Source organism: Amycolatopsis sp. NPDC000009 (assembly GCF_055563465.1).
Genome location: NZ_JBVHDI010000020.1, coordinates 64,375 through 83,678, shown reverse-complemented (window position 1 = coordinate 83,678; position 19,304 = coordinate 64,375). Strand labels below are relative to the sequence as shown.

Annotated in this window: 25 protein-coding genes; 14 read left to right on the top strand and 11 right to left on the bottom strand. The window is 65.9% G+C overall.

Going from position 1 to position 19,304, the window contains the following annotated elements; genetic code table 11:
- Positions 1 to 124: 124 nt before the first annotated feature.
- Positions 125 to 1,237, bottom strand: coding sequence for a helix-turn-helix domain-containing protein (locus ACZ3HL_RS35995; RefSeq protein ID WP_465535801.1), 1,113 nt, complete (start codon positions 1,235 to 1,237; stop codon positions 125 to 127).
- A gap of 161 nt (positions 1,238 to 1,398) precedes the next feature.
- Between ACZ3HL_RS35995 and ACZ3HL_RS35990 the strand changes: the two genes are divergently transcribed.
- From ACZ3HL_RS35990 to ACZ3HL_RS35975, 4 genes are all read left to right on the top strand, one after another.
- Complete coding sequence (locus tag ACZ3HL_RS35990; protein ID WP_465535799.1) at positions 1,399 to 1,581, top strand: hypothetical protein; 183 nt, start codon at positions 1,399 to 1,401, stop codon at positions 1,579 to 1,581.
- 437 nt (positions 1,582 to 2,018) lie between these two features.
- On the top strand, positions 2,019 to 2,495 hold the full coding sequence (locus ACZ3HL_RS35985; protein WP_465535797.1) for a glycine-rich domain-containing protein: 477 nt from the start codon (positions 2,019 to 2,021) through the stop codon (positions 2,493 to 2,495).
- 21 nt (positions 2,496 to 2,516) lie between these two features.
- Positions 2,517 to 3,374 (top strand): phosphotransferase family protein, encoded by an 858-nt coding sequence (locus tag ACZ3HL_RS35980; RefSeq protein WP_465535796.1) that lies wholly within the window; start codon positions 2,517 to 2,519, stop codon positions 3,372 to 3,374.
- A 381-nt stretch (positions 3,375 to 3,755) separates the two neighbouring features.
- Positions 3,756 to 3,965, top strand: coding sequence for a hypothetical protein (locus ACZ3HL_RS35975; protein ID WP_465535794.1), 210 nt, complete (start codon positions 3,756 to 3,758; stop codon positions 3,963 to 3,965).
- 40 nt (positions 3,966 to 4,005) lie between these two features.
- Here ACZ3HL_RS35975 and ACZ3HL_RS35970 read toward each other — a convergent pair whose 3' ends face one another.
- Genes ACZ3HL_RS35970 through ACZ3HL_RS35955 form a run of 4 tightly spaced genes read right to left on the bottom strand, consistent with a single transcriptional unit; the run spans position 4,006 to position 6,903 of the window.
- On the bottom strand, positions 4,006 to 4,644 hold the full coding sequence (locus ACZ3HL_RS35970; RefSeq protein WP_465535793.1) for a hypothetical protein: 639 nt from the start codon (positions 4,642 to 4,644) through the stop codon (positions 4,006 to 4,008).
- Complete coding sequence (locus tag ACZ3HL_RS35965; RefSeq protein ID WP_465535792.1) at positions 4,622 to 5,827, bottom strand: MAB_1171c family putative transporter; 1,206 nt, start codon at positions 5,825 to 5,827, stop codon at positions 4,622 to 4,624. The genes ACZ3HL_RS35970 and ACZ3HL_RS35965 overlap by 23 nt, the downstream gene beginning before the upstream one ends.
- Positions 5,828 to 6,412 (bottom strand): hypothetical protein, encoded by a 585-nt coding sequence (locus ACZ3HL_RS35960; RefSeq protein ID WP_465535791.1) that lies wholly within the window; start codon positions 6,410 to 6,412, stop codon positions 5,828 to 5,830.
- Positions 6,409 to 6,903, bottom strand: coding sequence for a hypothetical protein (locus tag ACZ3HL_RS35955; RefSeq protein WP_465535789.1), 495 nt, complete (start codon positions 6,901 to 6,903; stop codon positions 6,409 to 6,411). The genes ACZ3HL_RS35960 and ACZ3HL_RS35955 overlap by 4 nt, the downstream gene beginning before the upstream one ends.
- Positions 6,904 to 7,123: 220 nt before the next feature.
- Between ACZ3HL_RS35955 and ACZ3HL_RS35950 the strand changes: the two genes are divergently transcribed.
- The 5 genes from ACZ3HL_RS35950 to ACZ3HL_RS35930 all read left to right on the top strand — a co-directional run bounded on the left by ACZ3HL_RS35950 (position 7,124) and on the right by ACZ3HL_RS35930 (position 10,470).
- Positions 7,124 to 7,459, top strand: a complete 336-nt coding sequence (locus tag ACZ3HL_RS35950; protein ID WP_192742116.1) for a hypothetical protein — start codon at positions 7,124 to 7,126, stop codon at positions 7,457 to 7,459.
- Positions 7,456 to 7,890, top strand: coding sequence for a hypothetical protein (locus tag ACZ3HL_RS35945; protein WP_192742115.1), 435 nt, complete (start codon positions 7,456 to 7,458; stop codon positions 7,888 to 7,890). Before ACZ3HL_RS35950 ends, ACZ3HL_RS35945 begins: the two co-directional genes overlap by 4 nt.
- Before the next feature lie 77 nt (positions 7,891 to 7,967).
- Entirely contained in the window at positions 7,968 to 9,218 is a 1,251-nt protein-coding gene (locus ACZ3HL_RS35940; protein ID WP_465535787.1) for a hypothetical protein, read from the top strand.
- Positions 9,215 to 9,766 (top strand): hypothetical protein, encoded by a 552-nt coding sequence (locus ACZ3HL_RS35935; RefSeq protein ID WP_192742113.1) that lies wholly within the window; start codon positions 9,215 to 9,217, stop codon positions 9,764 to 9,766. The genes ACZ3HL_RS35940 and ACZ3HL_RS35935 overlap by 4 nt, the downstream gene beginning before the upstream one ends.
- Complete coding sequence (locus tag ACZ3HL_RS35930; RefSeq protein ID WP_465535786.1) at positions 9,763 to 10,470, top strand: DUF7341 domain-containing protein; 708 nt, start codon at positions 9,763 to 9,765, stop codon at positions 10,468 to 10,470. The genes ACZ3HL_RS35935 and ACZ3HL_RS35930 overlap by 4 nt, the downstream gene beginning before the upstream one ends.
- Positions 10,471 to 10,781: 311 nt before the next feature.
- On the opposite strand, the gene ACZ3HL_RS35925 is transcribed toward ACZ3HL_RS35930, so the two are convergent.
- From ACZ3HL_RS35925 to ACZ3HL_RS35900, 6 genes are all read right to left on the bottom strand, one after another.
- A complete protein-coding gene (locus ACZ3HL_RS35925) occupies positions 10,782 to 11,165 on the bottom strand; it encodes a hypothetical protein (RefSeq protein WP_465535784.1) in 384 nt (127 codons plus the stop codon).
- 1 nt (position 11,166) lies between these two features.
- On the bottom strand, positions 11,167 to 12,225 hold the full coding sequence (locus ACZ3HL_RS35920) for a DUF932 domain-containing protein (RefSeq protein WP_465535782.1): 1,059 nt from the start codon (positions 12,223 to 12,225) through the stop codon (positions 11,167 to 11,169).
- A 215-nt stretch (positions 12,226 to 12,440) separates the two neighbouring features.
- Complete coding sequence (locus ACZ3HL_RS35915; RefSeq protein ID WP_465535781.1) at positions 12,441 to 12,710, bottom strand: hypothetical protein; 270 nt, start codon at positions 12,708 to 12,710, stop codon at positions 12,441 to 12,443.
- A 119-nt stretch (positions 12,711 to 12,829) separates the two neighbouring features.
- Positions 12,830 to 13,237, bottom strand: coding sequence for a hypothetical protein (locus ACZ3HL_RS35910; protein WP_465535779.1), 408 nt, complete (start codon positions 13,235 to 13,237; stop codon positions 12,830 to 12,832).
- A gap of 88 nt (positions 13,238 to 13,325) precedes the next feature.
- Positions 13,326 to 13,820, bottom strand: a complete 495-nt coding sequence (locus ACZ3HL_RS35905) for a hypothetical protein (RefSeq protein ID WP_465535778.1) — start codon at positions 13,818 to 13,820, stop codon at positions 13,326 to 13,328.
- A gap of 59 nt (positions 13,821 to 13,879) precedes the next feature.
- Positions 13,880 to 14,329, bottom strand: coding sequence for a hypothetical protein (locus tag ACZ3HL_RS35900; protein WP_465535776.1), 450 nt, complete (start codon positions 14,327 to 14,329; stop codon positions 13,880 to 13,882).
- A gap of 689 nt (positions 14,330 to 15,018) precedes the next feature.
- Between ACZ3HL_RS35900 and ACZ3HL_RS35895 the strand changes: the two genes are divergently transcribed.
- The 5 genes from ACZ3HL_RS35895 (at position 15,019) to ACZ3HL_RS35875 (ending at position 19,303) form a co-directional block, all read left to right on the top strand.
- Entirely contained in the window at positions 15,019 to 15,252 is a 234-nt protein-coding gene (locus tag ACZ3HL_RS35895) for a hypothetical protein (protein WP_465535774.1), read from the top strand.
- Positions 15,253 to 15,320: 68 nt separating this feature from the next.
- The gene (locus tag ACZ3HL_RS35890; protein WP_465535773.1) at positions 15,321 to 16,025 is read left to right on the top strand and encodes a hypothetical protein; all 705 of its coding nucleotides are present in this window, start codon (positions 15,321 to 15,323) and stop codon (positions 16,023 to 16,025) included.
- Positions 16,009 to 16,422 carry a hypothetical protein gene (locus ACZ3HL_RS35885; protein WP_465535771.1) on the top strand — a complete coding sequence of 138 codons (414 nt, stop codon included), beginning with the start codon at positions 16,009 to 16,011 and terminating at the stop codon, positions 16,420 to 16,422. Before ACZ3HL_RS35890 ends, ACZ3HL_RS35885 begins: the two co-directional genes overlap by 17 nt.
- Positions 16,423 to 17,139: 717 nt before the next feature.
- The gene (locus ACZ3HL_RS35880; RefSeq protein ID WP_465535769.1) at positions 17,140 to 17,601 is read left to right on the top strand and encodes a phage terminase small subunit P27 family; all 462 of its coding nucleotides are present in this window, start codon (positions 17,140 to 17,142) and stop codon (positions 17,599 to 17,601) included.
- A 166-nt stretch (positions 17,602 to 17,767) separates the two neighbouring features.
- Complete coding sequence (locus tag ACZ3HL_RS35875) at positions 17,768 to 19,303, top strand: terminase large subunit (RefSeq protein ID WP_465535767.1); 1,536 nt, start codon at positions 17,768 to 17,770, stop codon at positions 19,301 to 19,303.
- Position 19,304: the final 1 nt, after the last annotated feature.

Genomic DNA, 19,304 nt, shown 5'->3' with positions numbered 1-19,304 from the left:
CCTGAAAGTAGGGAAAGTCAAGTTGTAACTGAGGCACCGAAAGCCTTACTGGCATTTCCGCAGCTCAGAAGCCCTGTTGCAACGGAGGGAGGTGGAGTAGGAGTGTGCACACCGGGGCACACACCTACTCCACTAGCCTTTCGATCTCGTTGACGCGACGCAGGAGTCGCGCGGAGTTCACGTCCGATGCAGCCGTTCGTGCCCTTCGTATGACGACGCGCGCCGCATCCAGCTCCCCTGAGCGAGCGTATGACTCCGCGAGCCACGTCTGGTAGAGCGCCACCTCGCGCGCGTGGCCCGCGTCGTATCCATCAATCGCTTCGGTAAGGAGCGGCGCTGCGCCCGTCGGGTCGCCGAGTTCGATAAGACACCGACCAGCCATGACGTTGATCTCGTCTCGTGACATCCAGTAGACCCAATGCGGCTCGGCGATATCCGGTGACCGCGCCTCGTAGGCGTCATCGACCGCATCAAGCGCCCGCTTGGCGCCGTCGCGGTCACGCGACCTCGCATTGGCCCAGGCGACACGCTCAAGCAAAAGCGTCCGGGCAACTGGGGGCGCGCCGCGAGCACCGACTATCGCACTCTTCGCGAGAAGGGCAGCGTCGGCGGGATCGCCGACGTTGGCCATCTGGTAGGCCAGCGAGGACAGGAGTTGCCCGGCGAGGACCTTGTCTCCTGCCTCGTCGGCCGCGGAAACGCCTTCGAGGTAGGCCCGCTGCGCCTCGGCGTAATGCCCAGCGTCGCTCGCGACCCATCCGGCGAGCTGGGACAGCTCGCCGACAACGACGCGAAGCCTTCGACCGACCGGCTCGGTGTAGCTCCCGTGCTTCACAACCTCGGCCGTGTTGGCTAGCTCCCGGCGAACGAGTGGGATGAGGTCCCCGCCACCCACAGTGTCATCGAGAAGCCGGAGTTCGATCACCCGGTCTTCCAGTTCGCCGGCGAGGCTCGCGCCGACGCGACGGCCAGCTTCCTGGTGAGTGGTCGCGGGATCGTCTGCCACCAGCCACTCGTGAGCCACGCGGAGCGGATCGAGTGGAGGGCCGTAGAGCGCTTCGACCGCGACGTTAAGAGCGCGGGAGTAAGCGACGACATGGTCTGGCTTCGCTGGGCGAGCGCCACTTTCGAGCTGGCTCAGATATGGCTTGCTGTAGTGGGTTCGCGCGGCCAGTGCGGACAGACTGAGTCCTGCCGTTTCCCGTGCCGCGCGCAACCGCGCGCCCAGCTCGCTCATGCGCTCCCCGCCATGCTGCAAACCTCTGCAAACGGCTGACCCGTTCACATCACGCCTTGTAACGACGAGGCTACCTGTAGGGCCGCTTCAGACGGAATCCTCTCCCGGATGCTCACCGCACCTGGTTGGGCGGCCCGCAACGATCGACAAGGAGAAAGGCGATGGACGTGGACCTCGGCCTGCTCGGCGTGCTGCTGGTCGCCGAGATCGTTGCCATTCTCCTCGGCACGTTCGTGATCGGAGTAGTCCTGCGGTGGATGTCGGATTGGAAACACGGACGGTCACCAGCCCACGGAAAACCACGTCCCATCAGCGAGGTCATCAGGCGGGTGACGAGGCGATGAAGTCGCTATCCTTTGACGACCTCTTGGCCGAGCTACGGCACCGGAAGTGGGAACTCTATCTCTTCGGGCCGCACGAGCGACCGGACCTGTACGTCGCGACGTACAGGTGGCCAGCGTGTGCGGACGTCTTCATCCTCCGAAGTGAGAACGACGCCTCGGCCTATCGCACGCCCACCTATCCCGACACCGACGTCTTCTCTCCCGACATTGTCTTCTGGCATTACCACGGAGACCCTGAGTGGACCCTCCGCGCCGTCCTCACCATCGGATCCCCGGGCCAGGCCGACGCGCCATTTCAGTTCCTCCAGGCGCCCCCTCTGTGCCGAATCCCCATCGAGACGCGACGGCGGGTCACGGTCCGCCCGACAGGTCTCGTCCAACGCCCCACGCCATGAGCGTGGACTTGGTGGCACCAACACAACCGAAATGGAGAAGGCATGACCATCGCCGTTGAAGACCTTACGGGCCAGGGACTCGTGTCCGCAGAGCTGTTCGAACGGCTCGTAAAACGCATCGCCAAAGAACACGACATGAATCGCGAGTTTGCGGCTCGGATCATGGACCAAGCGCTGGCGTTCCTCCGCGCGTGCGGCGAGAACCACCGCGCCCCTCTCGGTCCGTCGGAGCTTGTTGACATCGGATGGCACACCTTCATCCTCTACACCCGCGAGTACGCCGAGTTCTGCCAACGTTCCGCCGGTCAGTTCATCCACCACGTCCCCAATGACGACGGCGAGGGCGACGGGGACCCGGAGGAGGTCATCACCAGGACCACCGAAGCCATTCGCTCGCTCGGTTTCGCGGTCGACGACGACCTTTGGTTGACTTTCAAAGTCAAGTGCAACGACGGCGACGACGGTTGCCGGGCATCCGGCAAAGACGGCAACGAGAACACCGACACCAACGGCAAGTAACTTCGGGAACAGGACAACAAGGTGAAGAAGTACAGCTGGGGCGAGTTGCCGGAATCCGTTCGCGAAGGCGTTCGGGAGCGGGCTGGTGACATCGCCGGTAGTGAAGAAATCGAGGTCGGCCAGAGCAGCAACTTCGCCGCGGTTCTGCACCGCGACGGAGCAGCGCCCTTGTTCGTCAAGGGGGTCGAGGGCGTCTCCCCTCCGATGCGCTGGCTTCGGAACGAGGCCGAACTCGGTGACCTCGCGTCCGGCATCGCCCCAGCCGTGTACTTCTCCGCCGACATCGAGGACTGGCTGATAGTCGGCTTCGAGTATGTGGCTGGTCGACACGCCCGGCTCCAGCCAGGTTCCGCCGATCTTGCGCGAGTGGCCGAGACGGTCAATCGCATCGGCGAGATCCAAGCTCCTGACCTGCGGCCGCTGGAGCAGCGCTGGCAGTCGGCATGGTGGTCCAAGCTCGGCCAGGAGCGGCCGGAAGTCATCGGCAGCTGGGACCTCGATGAGCTAATGGCCTGGGAGCAGAAGGCCCCCGCGCACGTAGCCGGAGACTGTCTGCTCCATACCGACCTCCACGCGGACCAGTTCCTTTTCGCGGTCACCGGTGACATCCGTGTAATCGATTGGGGCTGGCCCGCACGAGGCGCCGCATGGATCGACCCCGCTTTTATGGTGCTACGGCTCATCGGCGCGGGGCACCGCGCGGCCGAGGCTGAGACCTGGGCACGGAAGAACACCCGCTGGCGGGTGGCGACCGAAGAGGAGATCACTGCGTTCGCGGTGTACGTCGCCGGACTCTGGAGCTACAAGGCGGCCACCACCGCCAGACTTGCGCGGATCGCGCGCGATTACGTCGGTTGGCGCCTACGGCTGCCGCTCTGACTCCGCCGTTTGAGCGACTGGTTACGCGGAACCTCGTTGATTAGCTCTCGGCCGCTGCGTCTGTGAAAGCCCCCGTCGGCCGCAGCGGCCGAGTTCCAACCCCGCCGTACCTATAGGGACGGCGGACGCTCCGGGGCGGTGTGAACCCGCCCCCCGAGCCTCGAAAATTCCTGACCCCGGCTCGATGAGTCGGCATTTCGTAAAAGACGATTCCGAACAGTGAGGAGTTTCAGGTGCTGGATCGTGTCCAAATACGGTTCTGGCTGGCGGAGGGCCACGACGGGACTGGGGTCACGACGGGACTGGGGTCACGAACGTCAATGACATGATCAAGGGCTCGGAGGAAACCGACGGCTCCCAGGCGGCGGACGGAGACGACGAGTGATCACCGTCGAAGAGTTCGTAGCCGCTCTGCCGACTCTCATGTGGACTGACCGTGTGGACCGTAGGCCCATCGAGATGGCGAATAGCTCGTCTCTCGTGGAGGTTCCCACGGATTGGTGGCGGACTGAGTCAACGAACCCCAACACCGAAGACGAGTTCGAGGACACCCGCACGGAAGAAGAGCAGCAGGGCCAGAAGGCAGCCTGACTGAAGTGGGGCGTTGGTACCAACAGCGCCCCACCTCCGTCTAGGCCAGTGTGGCGGCGAGTGCGATGTATGTTCCGCCGCCTACGAGAAGACCGGCGCCCGCGCCGAAGCTGACTTCGGCGGTGGTGTGATCCTTTAGTTCGACGCGGGACCAGCAGACCCAGGCGACGCCGAGGAAAAGCAGGGCGAGCCAGGGGCCATAGACGCGCATGAGCATCACGGTGGCACCGGCCGCGACGATGGCGTGCATCGAGATCTTGAACTTCAGGCCGAAGGTGATCGCGAGCGCGAGGACGAGGCAGGCGAGTTCGGCGGCCGCGAGAGCGATCATCTGGTGCGGCGCGTTGCCGACGATGAGGATGACGAACCCGAATGCGAGCGAGCCGATGCACGCGGCGAACGGAACGAGCCGTCCGGCGCGGTTGGTGACGTGGTGGCTGTCCCACTTCCCCTGTTTTGCCCCGCGCACGATGACAGCCATCGGGATCAGCGAGCCGGTGACGCCGACGATGAGCCCCCACAGCAGGGTCTGGCCGAGGTGGTAGCCGGTGACTTTCCAGGCCACGACGAGCGGCAGGCCGAGGACCCAGACCCACGGGGCGAGAACTTCGGTGGCGATGCGGGCCGCGCGCCGCCGGGTCTCACTGGTGGCGGTCTCAGTGGACAGGGTCGGCGGCATGAGTGCTGGTCTCCTTCAGGATCTCGGCGACGGTGGTGGACGTGCTGTAGGCGGTGGCGACCGTCGCGAGCCACGCGGCTTCCTCGCGGTAGTCATCGGTGGCCTCGTCCGGCGTGAACGCTACCGGGTGCTCGGCGTGCACGGGTGCGCCGTGCCCCGCGGTGACCAGGGCCATGGCGATGGTCACGGCCTGCGCGTGTGCCCGGTTCGCGCTGGAAGCACCAGCCTCGGCCGGCTGGAGTGCGGCGCTGTAGACCGCCGGGTCCAGGTTCGGCTGCAACGGCCCGACCAGCACGTCGTTGATCTCGGTCAGGCGGGTGCGGACAAGATCGGTGACGTCGGGCCGTCCGAATACTCGCCGGGTTGGTGGTGCGTCGTACCGCAGCTCGGGGGCGAAGGTGGTCAGGTCGCGCCACAGCGGTTCGAGTGCGCGGTAGTGGCGGCGGAGCTGTCGGCGAGGGACGACGGCGGGCACGGTGACCCCGGCCATGAGCAGCAGGATTCCGGCCGTGGTGAGCACACGGCTGGCGCCGATGTTGCCGAGTTCGGCCCATGGCGGATTGAGGTTGAAGCGGACCGCGAGGGAGTACAGCGCTTTGTGCGCGACGAAGGCCAGGCCGCAGATGCCGCCCCAGCGCAGGAGACGGAGGCCGGTGCGGAGGTAGCCGCGGGGAAGGTCCTTGGCGTGGCGGCCGACGTAGACGACGTCGAACATGGCCAGTCCGAGGTACAGCTCGAATACGGCGAGGTAGGCGACAACGAAGGTGTGGTTGCCCGCCTCGGCGGTGATAGCAGGCAGGTTGCCCGGCAGCGGCCCGAGCAGGTACAGGACGCACAGTGCGAGCTGCGCCCCGATGAGGATGCGGGTCCGGGTCCGGACCTTGGCGGGAATGGTGTCGACCGGGTGAGCGAGGTAGAGCACGAAGACCTGGAGCCAGTAGGCCGAAGACAACGTGAGTACGTGCACGATGTAGTTCGGCAGCGTGGGGATGCCGAACAGCCAGTCGTGCACGCCCCAGTCGGTGCCGAGGATCAACGCGACGTCGAGCGCGGCGAGCGCCTTGACCATGGCCAGCAGGCCGGGGGTGCGGGAGCGCCGCCAGGATCTGATCCAGTAGAGCAGTGCGGCGGTCACGGCCAGCCAGGTCAGGAGCTGCTGGACCTGGGCGACGGGGATGGGCATTCAGTCCTCCAAGAGGCGGTAACGCGCGGCGGGCGTTTCGCCGGTCGCGGAAAGGTTGGGCCTGGTGTGGCGCTCGATCAGGTAGGCGAATGTTTCGGCGGCCTGCTCCTGATCCGCAGCGAAGCCCCCGGCGCGTTTCACCGCGCGGGTGATCATGGCGTGATCAGGCTCGCCGGAGTCGGCCTCGCCGGCGTCGTCCCCGACGTGACGGCAGACGATGTGCCCGACTTCGTGCAGGACGATGTGCCGCCGGTGGCTGTGCGTGGTGTCTTCTCGGAAGAAGATGAAGTCGGTAGCGGCACCAGAAACCCAGACACCGTAAGGCAAAGGCTCGCCGGTCCGGCGAGCCTCGGCCACGACGTTCGGCGGGTAGGGCTGGATCTGGATGGGGCGGCGGCGCACTGTGGACAGACGGGCAGCGAGCTCGTCAGGAGTGGCGGTGGCGGGCAGATCGAGAGCACTCACCAGCGCCCGGACGTCATCGAGCTGCGTGACCGGCGCGCTGCCGGTCACGACGCGTTGAGTCCGTCGCTGTCCCCGTCGTGTCCAGTTCAGCAGTACCCGCCCGATGGCGGGCCAGGTCATGTGCCGTGCCCACCGTCCCGGGCTTCGAGTCCGCGCACGTGCTCGGTCAGCTCCTGGATCAGGCTTGCGCTGCGGTCCGATATGGCGAAGCTGCGCAGCATCGTCGTCGCCCCTGAGCTCACTCGCTGGCGCGGCATCTCAGGTTCGCCGGACAACTTGCGGCGCCAGTCGTCGTAGACGTCGCGATCGAGAAAAAACCCCGCTAGCACATCGAAAAGCCTCGCCAGCCCTACGACGATGTTGGTGCGCGGGTGTGGCTGTTTCCCCGTTCGCATCTGCCACAGCGACGAGTACGACACGTCGACGCCCGCTGTCGTCAGCGCGTCGGCAACGTCCCGGTCGCTGTGCGGTTTCCCGTCTTCCCTTCGTCGATTCTCGTACAGGAAACTCAGGGCTTCCTGGATCGAGACGACCCCCTCAAGCGTCATCGCATCCTCTTTTTGTTTACGGTCGTCAACACTTTCCAGCGTTCTCGCGAATCGCGTTGACAAACTTGCACCTCACCCGACTATGGTCGGGTTACCGCGCTGCTTCGCCAGCACACACGCAAGACTCGAAAGTGTTTACGCCCATAAACATTCTTTAGTTTTCCGGCGCTCGTTCCCCTACGAACGCTCGCCGGTACTCACACACCCTTTGTTGATCAAGTCGTGTCTTAGTTGATCGCAGGTGTCACGCCCTGCGTTAACGAGTTTGAGGGGACCGCTGTACGTGAAGCATGACACACCCACTTGCACTAACGAGCACGCCGAGCAGCCCACGAGGCCGGTCGACGCCTTCGCTCACCTGATCGCCTCGCTGCGCCGGATCAAGCGCAAGCAGGCGAAACTGTCCCAGGAACGCAAAGAGCACGAGGCAGTGATCAAGGCCGCCTTGGTGGCGGCCGGAGCCGAGGTCGGCACGGTCAACGGCGTCCCAGTCGTGAGCTTCACCCATGCTCTGCGAATCGCGCTGGATCAGAACCTGCTCAAGGAGCGCTACCCGGAGATCGCGAAGGAGTGTGCCGACATTTCGGAGGTCGCCACGTTCCGCCTGCTGGGCGTATGACGGTTCCGTTCGGTGAACTGGTCGCGCTGGCCAGGGCCATGGTTGCCCAGGCCCGCGCGACCAGCCCAGCCGGTGTGCCCGGCGACGGCGAGACCGCCGCGACCGTGGCCGCTCTGCTCACGGCCGAACCGCGGAATGAGGCCCAGATCCTCGCGATCGTCACCGTCATCGTCCGCGACAGCCTTGCTGATCCGTTCCGCGAGACCACCGCGAACCGCTGGCGGTCGCTGCTGCCGAGCTGGGTGCAGCCGCAACTGATTGGCTCGACCGTGAACCGCCTTCGCGCCGCCGGGCTGCTGGTCCACACCGGCCGCTACGTGCGCTCGACCGACTCGACAGGCCGCAACGTCGGCAAACTCCAAGCTGTCTACGCCTTCGACGCCGAAGCCCTGCGCGACCACGAGCTACAGGCGCAGGCCACCGCGTCCTGACCACCCCGCTTCACACCGCCACGCGGACGCGTGGCGGTGTTCACCGTGCCCATTTTGTCCTGTAGGGGGATTTCTTCATGGCGCGTGATCACGCACGCCTCGATCTGAACATCTGGGACAAGGACGACTTCCGCGCGCTCTCGCGCGAAGCGAAGCTCTTGTATATCCAGCTTTTCTCACAGCGGAAGCTCTCTTACGCCGGGGTTCTCGACCTGGCGGTGAAGCGCTGGAACCGGCCGCACGCAGACCTGGACCTGACGGAGATGCGCGCGGCACTCTCGGAGCTGGACGCCGCCCGGTTCGTGGTGATCGACCAGGACACCGAAGAACTCCTCGTCAGGTCGTTCATCCGCAGTGACGAGCTGTACAAGCAGCCGAACATGCTGCGCGGCGCGCTACGTGTCGCGTTCGACATTGAGTCCCCGATCCTGCGGGCCGCGCTCGCCGCCGAACTGAGGCGGTTGCCCGCGCACGTGACCGGCCCCGCCCCGGCGATCGCGGCGAACGAACTGGAGGCCGGAGCGCCTGAGCTGCCACCGGTCGTCAAGGCCGCCATGACGGTCCGCCCGTCCGGCCGCCCCTCGCCGGCGGGCCGACCCCCACGCCAGGACGGAGCGTCCGAACCGGACTCCGGCGGGGCGATCACACCTGGCATCGACCGTCCCGCGCCCAGCTCACGGGGTTCGGCGAACCCTTCCGCGACCCCTTCGCTGAACCCTTCGGCGAAGGACCTGGGAGAAGGGAATAGGGAGCGGGAGACTGGAGAACCTTCTTTCGCTTCTCGTAGTGAGAAACTGGGGTTACCCGCGCGTGACGCGCACGGCGCCTGCGCGACGCGGATAGCAGCCGAGACCCCGGCGGTGCAAGAGGACAGCCCCGGCGATTCCGCGGGCGCTGCCCCGCCGGGCTCGGTGCGTCGGCGTCGACGGGCCGAGGCCGAGCGGCTGGTGGACTTCTATGGCTCGTCGGTGCCCGCACCTGTCCGGGCCCAGCTCGTGGCGCAGGTGATCCCGCTGATTCGAGAAGGCATCGGCAGCAACGTGATCGGCTCCGGCCTGGCGGCCTGGTCAGGCAAGGCGCTGCCGCCGACCTTCCTGCCGATGCTCGTCGGGGAGCGGATGCGTGCGGCCCGTATCGCGACCGATCCGAAAAAACGTGCTTGGGACGCGGAGATGGTGGACCGGTTCGAGAGCCTGCGCTCAGCCGCGATCGCCGAGGACGAACAACACGGGGTCGGCTTGCTCGTGCGGCAGGCTCAGCCGCAGCACGCGGACGCCGACCAGCTGACCGCGATCCTCGACGCCGCACTCGATCAGGCGATCGCGTGAGCACGCTGCACGCGGTGATGAGCCGCTCCGACGTGCGCGGCCTGCTGATCCGGCACACCGGCGTACACGCGTCGGAGGACGTCGTCTCGGCTTGGGAGTCCGGCCTCGCCGGCTACAGCCTCGCCGAGTGTCATCGTGCCTTCGCCGCGTTCGGCCCAGCCGCGCGGCGGGCGACACCGTCCGAGATCGCCGGTCGGTGCGACGCGGCCCGCGACCGCGCTACGGGCGAACCCGCGCCGGTTCAGTCCGCGGCTTCACCACGCGCCAGCACCCGCGACTACTACCGGCAAGCCGGGATGCTCGGAATCCGAGCGGTGTACGCGGCGATGGGCTGGAAACGCAACCCGGATCACGATCTCGCTCGATCCGTGGCCTGCCCATTCTGCAAGGCACGGGCCTGGGCGGTGTGCGGGCCGCTCTCGCGCAACCGGGCGGGTGTCCGGGAGATGCGCGACCCCGTGCACCGGATGCACCCCTCCCGCCTCCGCCGCGCCCAAGCCGAACTCAAGCGCGCCAACGGCACCCCCGAACAGGAGACCACCCGATGACCAGCACCCTCACCCCTCACACGGCCGAGGAGCATCAAGCCGACCCGCTGGCCGCGCGGCTGGCCTTCGACGCCGCGATCGATCAACTCATCCAGCCGAACATGCACACCCTGCTCCGCGACTCCGGAGCCGTGGAACGCGCTCTGGCACCATGCCTGATCGACCAGCTGGTGACCGCGACCCAGCCGGGCACCGAGCGCACGGGCGGTTCCGCGCGAGGATCACGGCCACCCGCATCGTTGAACGCGCTCGCGTTGGTAGCCGAGATCAGTCAGACCCTCCGGGGTGCGCTGGCGGCTTTGGGACACGATCTCTTCGGAACCGGCGCGCGACCGTCCCTCGCCGGACAGCTGAGGTTGTGGGCCTCGCACGCGGGGTCCTGGCAGCTGGAGGACGTCGATTACCTCGCCTACGCGGCCCAGGAGGCAGAGCGGTGGGTGGCCGCTGGCAGGTCGGTGCTCAATCCCGCTCCGGCGTATCGGCTGCGCGGGCACGCGTGCCCGACCTGCCAACACACAACGGTTCTCGTGTGGTCCGACACCGAACAGGAATGGCTGCGCCGACCCGCGCTCTCTGTGGACACTGACCGAGTGGAGACGGTGTGCGCGGCCTGCGATTCGCGTTGGGGACTGGAACATTGGGCACATCTCGGCCAGGTGCTGGCCAGCCAGCGGGCGGAAACCCTTGCCCTGGACTGTGAATAGCCTTGACACGATGATCACGAACCAGCGATACTGACAGGGCTTGGCGGAGCTATACCCACCAAGCAGTCAGCTTTTCTTGAAGGCCCCGCGCTCCCTCCCCCTCCGGCGCGGGGCCTTCTTCATGTGCGGACAGCGGCCACCGGACGCTGGCCCCGGCATCCCTCACTGAGCAGGCCGCACGCGGTGAGCCGCTGTCCGCACAACCCCTCAATCCTCCGGCTGTTCCAGGCCACCTAGAGGCCCCCTGAGGCCCGGGAAAGCCCCAGGGGGCCGGGAATCCGGCCCCCTGGGGCGGTTGCCGTTCAGTGTAGCTAGGGCCGATAAGGGCCGTAGTGGTGAGGCAGGTACCCCGACTCGGGCACATCATCCGGCCCGTCCGCCCAGCCCGCCCGCCACCACCGGGCCGCGATCTCGGTCACCGCGCCATCGCGCTCTATCGGCGTGTTGTAGGCGTGGACTTCCAGATCACCTTCGATGTACACCACGAAGGCGTAGACCATCGTCTCGAAGCTGTCCCACAACGCGATCTGCATATACGGCCACTTCCCAAGGTTCCAGCCGCCACGCCCCCACGAGCCGGGGACGTACCAGCCGAACTCCGTCGCCTTCTCGCGCCACTCGTGACCGTCATAGGAATCGACGTACTGACGAGGGATCCTGGGAAGCTTCACGGTCTGCGGGTCGAGTTCAGGCATGTCAGACCGCCAACTTCTCGAACGCCGAGGCGCACAGCTTGGCGGCCGGTCCGAACAAGGTCGACTCCGCGCGTGCCCGCGCGGTCTCGGCGGGGTCGTCGTCGTTCTTGAGCTCGACGTGCGGCAAGTGCTGCGCAACCGTCAGGATGGCCTGAAGCGCGCCCCACCGGGTCTTGCCGATGCCCGCGAACATGTCCAAGTCGCCGTTGAAGATCACCCGCAGCATGGCCTTCCGGCGCTCGTGCTGCTCTTTGAGCCATGTGTTCGCCGTCTCGGCCGGAGGCGTCCACAGCTTCTCGCACAGGGCCTCGAACTCGGCCAGCGTCATGCGCTTGGCCTTGAGTTTGTTGGCCACCTCGGCGATCTGCTGTGGAACGGATTCCGCCCAACCCGTGATCGACTTGACGTGGGAGCTGTCTACGCCCACCGAGAAGGCGGCACCCATCTGGGATTCGGGCAACGTAATGGGCTGCACCGTGTTCGAGGCCGGGCGCACAACAGAGAATTTGATCACCGATTGACGACTGGGAGTCAGCGAGGCGAGACATACGATCCGCAGCTCCAATTGGTCGACCTTGCCGATCTTGATCGGCTCGGGGATCCGCAGCGACATGAACGCCCCGGTGTTGTTCCACAATGGACCTGCGGCTGAACACTTCGCCTTGAGCTCCTTCGCGATCTCCGCGAGGACGCCCGCGCGGCGCTCGAACGACTCCGGCGTGAACTCACGCGCCACCGCGCCGATCGACTCGATACCCCCGGTCTCAGGATTGTTCCGCACCAGCGCATACCAGCCGGGGACCTCCACCGACTCTGTGGTGTCGTCGGCGTCCACCAGGCCGTCACTCTCCTCGCCAGGCTCGACCCCGCCAAGGAAACACTTCGCCGCGTGTTTCGTCCCCACCTGCTTCCCGCACTCGCTGCACGTGCCGGTGGGCACCCAGGCGAACACCGGTTCCGGCCGGACCTCCCAGCCTTTCAAGCCAGCCTTGCCCAGAAGCTCCAGAGGGGTCCGGGAGCCATTGACCGCCGTGGCCAGGGCCGACCAGGCATCTTTCACCTTGGGCAGGACAGGAGCCGCTACAGGGGTCTCAGAAGCCTTGCTAGCTGCCTCCGGGGCAGCCTTCACCGCACTAGACATGAACAGGTTGCCTTTCCTCCGGGGTCTGACCGGTGTTGCTGCACCGGTCAGACCCGTGAATCCAACCCCTCTATAGTCTCAGGTGACCTGATACTAGTAACTAGGCCGAATGGGTGAAACATGCAGGTCAGGGCTTACGAGTCGGCGGGAGACTTCCGGGGCGCGTTCTTGCCGCCCACTACTCCGGCGCGTTTGAGAATGGTGGCGATCGTGTCGTGTGACCAGCCGGTGTCCGCGATCAGGTCCTTTGTGAGCACTCCGGCGCGGCGATCGTCGACCACGATGGCCCGCAGCTCGTCTTCCGCCTTCGCGAGTTGGCGGCGAAGCTCGTCGACGCGGGCGAACTGACGCTCCCGGCGAGCCTTGCGTTCCTGGGCGGTCAGTCGCTGCGACGGCGTGTTCATGCGCTCCATCCTCCCTCATCATCTCCCGTCGATGGTCGATGCCCCGAACGCGCGAAAGGCCGACGACGGGAGGGCGAAAAACCCCTTGCCCTCCCGTCGCCGGCCTCAGGCTTCGCGCCTTAGACGACGGTCACCCGCGCCCAGAGGTCGGCGAAACGCGGGTGCTCCTTGAGCCATTCCATGGGCTCGGTCCACTGTTCAAGGGCCGAGCGCCCTTGTGGGGTCAAGACGTAGACCCTTGAGCCGGAGTGGAACTCGACCATGCCGAACAAGCTGGCTTCTCGCTGATCGGTGGCCGTGGTCGCCCGATAGAAGGCGGGCGTACCCGAGTAGCCCACGGAGATCAGGTACAGGATGCGCACCATGTGCCAGTCCCTGCTGAACCACGTGTACAGCGCCTCGCGCAGCGCCGGGTCCTCGTGAACCGCCACAGCCATCTCCCCGGCCAGCGACTGGCGGGCGATCTGGATCAGCGCGACACGCTTGATCAGGCGTTCTGCGTTAAGATACTGAGCGTCGGAACTCATTTTCGGTTTGCCTTTCTGGGTTCCGCGCCGTGCCCCCGGAAGGTGTTGCTGCACCGCTTGACCGGGGGCACGGTCACATCGGGATGGGTTACGTAGTCAGATCAGGCGTCGCTAGGGGTAGGAACGGCTGGAACCGCGGACTGAGCAGTCGCCGCCACGGCCGGTAGACCCAGACCTTTCCGCGCTTTCGACGGAAGTCCTGCTCGGCCTCGTTGCACAGGAAGACCTCGGCTCCGAAGAACCGGCGGTCATCGTCGGCGCCTTCGCGGGTCCAGTTGTAACGGGACACGAAGGTCGCGAAGTCCTCGCGGGCGTTTATCAGGAATTCGGGATCCGCCAGCTCCGAGTCGCGGAAGCCGGATACCTCGAAGTCAACGAAGCGGCCGTCGTACACCCAGGCGTTCACTCCGAAACGTTGCCGGGAAACGAGCGGAAACGCCTCCGCGTACTCGTCCTGCATGTCATCCACGATGCAGCGCGCCAACTTTGTCAAGCGGCGAATGTTGCCGGTGGCGAAAACTCGATCACCAAACGACCTTGCTTGCACCCACTCGGCATGACTGGGCAAAAGAAGAGAAGACACGGTTCACCTTTCACGGGTTCCGGTTCGGTGTTGCTGCACCAAAGCGGAAATCAAATAACTCAGAACTTCCGCACAACCCCAGTCGTCCACGCGGGATTGCGGTGATCGTCTTCGCTGACGAGGACAATACTCGCCTTGAAGCGTCGGTCGGACAGGTCTTGCAGGTTGCGCCAGTTGTACAGCTCCAGCATCTCGGACAGCTGATAGATCAGCGAGTTCGCCCAATCGCTGTACCTGTCAGTCCCGATGCTCGCGAAGATCTTCGAGTCCGGGACGCCCGCGATGTAGAGGCGCAGCAATGCACCTTCCTCGACGTGAAGGCTCGATTCGATTCGGCACGCGGCACCATCGGAGCGCGCCCACAGCGAAGCGGCCGCCTCGCGCCGCAAAGCCCAGATCTCCTCGCTCAGGTCGGCGAGAATTCTTTCCGCCAGAACGGGCAAATCTACGAGGCTGGCGGTCGCGTTGTATCTGCTTCCATACTCACGTATTGGCTTTTCGCAGTTCATTAGTTCACCTTTCGCTTTCGGGGTTTTGCTGAACCCCTGCCGAACAAAATTGAGAGTGTCAGGCAATCTGAAACTAAATCAAGAATCTCGGAAAACTTCACCCGATTGGACTAGTCAAGGGTATTGACAATGGCTTAGTCGACGCCCCGAAGGGGTATGTCTTGCCAGATCGTCCACGGCGCCCCTGTACCGGTGTCGGCTGCTCGAACTCGACCCGAACCGGCGGCCGTTGTCCCGATTGCAAATCGAGAGCCCGAGCGACCTTCGGAACCTCCGCTCAGCGGGGGTACTCGGGCGCTCATCGATCCCGGTTCAGGCCCGGCGTCCTCGCTCGTGACCCCGTCTGCCGATGTGACAGCACAACTTGTCCGCATCATGCCGAAACCGAATGCACCGAACCGTCCACAGTGGCCGATCATTGGCCAGTGATCCGCAGAGACCTTGTGATTGCTGGCCTTGACCCTGACAACCCGGTGCATGGGAGAGGGTTGTGTTCCCGCTGCCACAGCCGAGTCACCGCCCTCACCGGCACGACGCGCGGCGGCTGGAACCAGCGCTGAACGTTCCGCGATATCGACGGCCGTGTCTCGGGTCGGGCGCGTGCCGTCCACTTGCGACCCCAGGGGGAGGCCCCCTGGACGACGCCTCGGCGCACAAGCCCCTGAACCCCGGAGGGGTGGTGCCAGGTTTTGAGCGCCCCTTCCCCTACGTCCGACCCGATCGCTCGCGCCGAGCAGCGGCGCGCCGACCTCGCGCACGAACTGGAGCGCGCCGCCGAGCAAGCGGACGCGTGGCACGCGGAACGAAACCGCCTGGTCATCGAGTTGGTAGCGGCGGGCGAGTCCTACCGCGACACCGCAGTGCCCGCGCGGCTCTCTGCGTCCGGCGTCGGCAAGATCGTCCGCCGCGCCCGGGACGGCTGAGACCCAGAAACCGTTGCCCTGGTGCACATTCGTGCACCCGGTGCCCACCACGGACTACGGAGGTGCCCGTGATCACCATCGACGGCTTACCGTCGTCGGAACAGATCCTCGGCGACATGGAGGCCGAGGGAAAACCGGTTCTGCTCGCCTTCTCCCGAGGCAAGGACTCACTCAGCGCGTGGCTGGCGCTGCGCGAACACGGCATCCCCGTCGTGCCCTACCACCTCTACAGCGTGCCCGGCCTGCGGTTCGTCGCCGACAGCCTCACGATGTATGAGGACTTCTTCGGGCAGAAGATCTACGACCTGCCCCACCCCAGCCTCTACCGGTGGCTGGTCAACTACGTGTTCTGCCCGCCCGAGCGGTGGCGGATCATCGACGCGGCCGGGCTGACGGAGTTCACCTACGAGGACGTGGCCGCGACACTGCGCCAGGACGTCGGCCTGCCCGCCGACGCGTGGAACGTCGACGGCGTCCGGGCCACCGACAGCCCGATGCGACGCATGGCCATGTCCACCCACGGCCCGATCCGCCACGACACGCGCAAGGTCTCGGCCATCTGGGATTGGCAGATCGCAGACGTCCGGGCCGCGCTCACCCGGCACAGGTGCCCGCTGCCGATCGACTACGAGTGGTACGGACGCTCGTTCGACGGCCTGGACTACCGGTTCATCGAACCGCTAAGCCGTCACGCACCCGAGGACTACGCCCGCGTCCTGGACTGGTTCCCCCTCGCCGAGCTGGAGTTAATGCGCCATGACCTCACCCGCTGATCCGAACGCCGCCCTGCTCGCGCAGCTCAAAATGTCGTCGTCCGTGTCCGGCATGAAGTCCAACGATGACGTGCTGGCCCTGCTCACGGCCGAGCCAGACCCCGATCCGCTCGCCGGCGTCGAGTACACGGGCGACGAAGAGGACGACGCGCGCGCCGAGCTCGACGCGCTGCACCGCGGCTTCCGCGAACGCACCGCCCGCGAGCTGGAACGGATGCAGCTCGCGACCGAAAGCGAGTACTGGTTCTGCGTCTGCTTCAAGAGCCAGGACGACAAGGACGCCTTCCTCGCCGCCGCCGGTCTCGTCGTCATCGGAGACAAGTACCTCGACGGCTACGCCACCGCGGAACTGCTCGGCATCACCATGCCCGAACCCGACGACACCGAGAGGGGGTGAACTGAATGCCCCCACGCAAGCGACAGACCGCCGCCGCAGCCAAGCGACGCGGCGCAGCCCGCAAGAAGGCCACCACCGCCCCCAAAGCGAAGGGACGCGGCAAGGCATCCAGCGGCTCCAGCTAGAGCAGCTGGCGACGTCGCGGAAGTTCCAAGACTGGCAAGGTTGGTAAGGTCGGTAAGGTTGGTAAGGTTGGCGCTGCTGCATGCAGCACCTGACGGGTCGGACGGCCCACTGAGGGACCGCCCGACCCCCGCCTACGACCGCACTACCTGGTCAGGATGACGGTCAAGGCAACCAGCTGAGTAGCTAGCTGGAGCAAGATGAAGAGGCGATTCCAGCCGGGGCCGTTGCACCGGCCCCGGCTGGAACACCCTCCCAGCTGCTGGACGCACCTGGAAGCGGGTTCTTCATCCTTGCGAGAGGTGGGCAAGACTTCTCTCCCATCGTTGTGACTGGGCTTGTCTGTGGTGGACAAGCTCACCGGCATCTCCGGCTACGCCCCGGAGATGCCGGTGAAAAGTCTCAGAACCTCTCGCACCGGAAGTCAGTTTCCTGATCCCGACGCGCGCAAGACTAGCCGATCCCTCACGGCCACTAACTGGGGGGATTCACTTACACCGCTGGCAAACCGGTGAACTGAAAACGTAGCGACCACTGTATTTTCAGTTCACCGGTTTGCTTTTATCCATGCATGGAAACCGCAGGTGGTGCGACATGGGAAAACGTGGCCCTGCGGCCAAACCAACGTCATTACGCATCCTGCATGGTGACCGGAAGGACCGGATCAACGACGCTGAGCCGGTGCCGCCTGCGGTCGAGATCGTGGCGCCAGAGTGGCTGTCGGAGAAGGGGCAGGCGATTTGGGATCGGCTCGCGCCCAGCATGATCAACCGGAAGGTTCTGACGGCCTGGGACGTCGATGCGTTCGGTGTGCTGTGTGAGGCGCTGGCTCGCTATGCCGTGGCGACCGCGCTGGTGAACGGTTCGGCGCTGCTGGTTCCCGGCGGCGGGGGCCTGGTGCCGAATCCCGCGCTGAAGGTGCAGGCCGATTCCGAGCGCACGTTCCTGACGTTCGCCGCACGGTTTGGGCTGACGCCGTCGGACCGGCAGGCGATCAAGGCCGAGGTGAGCGCCGATGGCGGGACCTCGGGCGACGCGGGCCGCCTCCTCTCCTAAACCCCGTTCCCACACGCGGAAACCCAGTTCCAAGATCGGCACGCCGAAGTCCCCGCGGCTTCCGGTGTGCGGCTGGTCCTTCGACGGACGTGCCTGCCGCCAACGCGGCGACCACCTCTGTGCCCAGCGCGCCGATCATGCGCAGGCGTTCGCCAAAGAGATCTGCGTGCACACCAAAGACCGGTGGGCACGGACACCGTTCATCCTCGCCGACTGGCAGCGCGACGACATTGTCCGGCCGCTGTTCGGCGAGGTCCGGTGGGATCCGGAGTGGCAGACCTACGTCCGCCGCTACCGGTCCGGCTGGATCGAACTCGCCCGCAAGAACGGCAAGTCCGAACTGCTGGCCTTCGTCGCGCTCTACATGCTCGTCGGGGACGGCGTCGAGTCCGCCGAGGTCTACGGCGCCGCCCGCGACAAGGACCAGGCGCGACTGGTGTTCAACGTCGCCGCCCGCATGGTCGCGCTGTCCCCGGTGCTGTCCAAGCGGCTGCGGGTGGTCGAGCACGCCGCCCGGATCGTGGACGAGAAAACCAACAGCGTGTATCAGGTTGTCGCGGCCGACGCGCTGGGCAACCTCGGCTCGAACCCGTCATGCGTGATCTTCGACGAGGTCCTGACCCAGCCGAACGGTGACCTGTGGGCCGCGCTGCGGACCGGCATGGGCACCCGCGTGCAGCCGCTGCTGCTCGCGGCCACGACGGCGGGCAACGACCCCACCAGCTTCGCCAAGTCCGAGCACGACGAGTGCGTGAAGATCGCCGAAGACCCGTCCCGCGCCCCGCACCGGTTCGTCTACCTGCGCAACCTCCCGCAAGATGCGGACCCGTGGGATGAAGCGAACTGGTACTACGCGAACCCGGCCTTAGGTGACTTCCTCTCTCTGGCCGCGCTGCGGGAAGAGGCGCTGGAAGCGCGCAACGATCCGGCGCGGGAGAACAGTTTTCGCCAGTACCGGCTGAATCAGTGGGTGTCGCAGTCCACGCGGTGGATGCCCATGCACCTCTACACCGCGTGCACCGGAACCGAGTTCGCCGAACCGGCGCGGCTGCGGGAGCTGGTTGCTCGCCGGCCAGCGTGGGGCGGCCTGGACCTCGCGTCCAAGCTGGACCTGACGGCCTGGTGCCTGATCGTGCCGGATGGCATCGACGGGCACGTATCCGCGTTGTGGCGGTTCTGGCTCCCTGAGGCCGGAGTGGACTTCCTTGACGAGCACACCGACCACCGCGTCTCTCAGTGGGTCGACCAGGGATGGATCACCACCACCCCCGGCGAGGTCATCGACTACGAGGTGATCGAAGCCGACGTCGCCGCCGACTGCGCCGCGCTGCGCGTCGCCGATATCAACTACGACGAGTGGAGCGGCGAACCCGTCCGCCAGCGCCTGGAACGCGTCACACGGGTGCCCATGTACCCGGTACCGCAGACGTTCCGCGGAATGACCCACGGCATGACCGAACTCATGACGCTCACCCGCTCTCACTCCTGGTCACACCACGGCAACCCCGTGGCGGCGTTCTGCTTCGACTCGGTCGAGGTACGCCATCCTCCCGGAGAGCCTGACCTCATCCGCCCCGACAAGCCCCAGCGTGGGAAGACCGGCAAACGCATCGACGCGGTACCCACTGCCGCCATGGCGGTCTCGGGTTGGCGACTACGCGGCCAGAAACCTACGAAGTCGAACAGAATGATTGTTCTTTAGC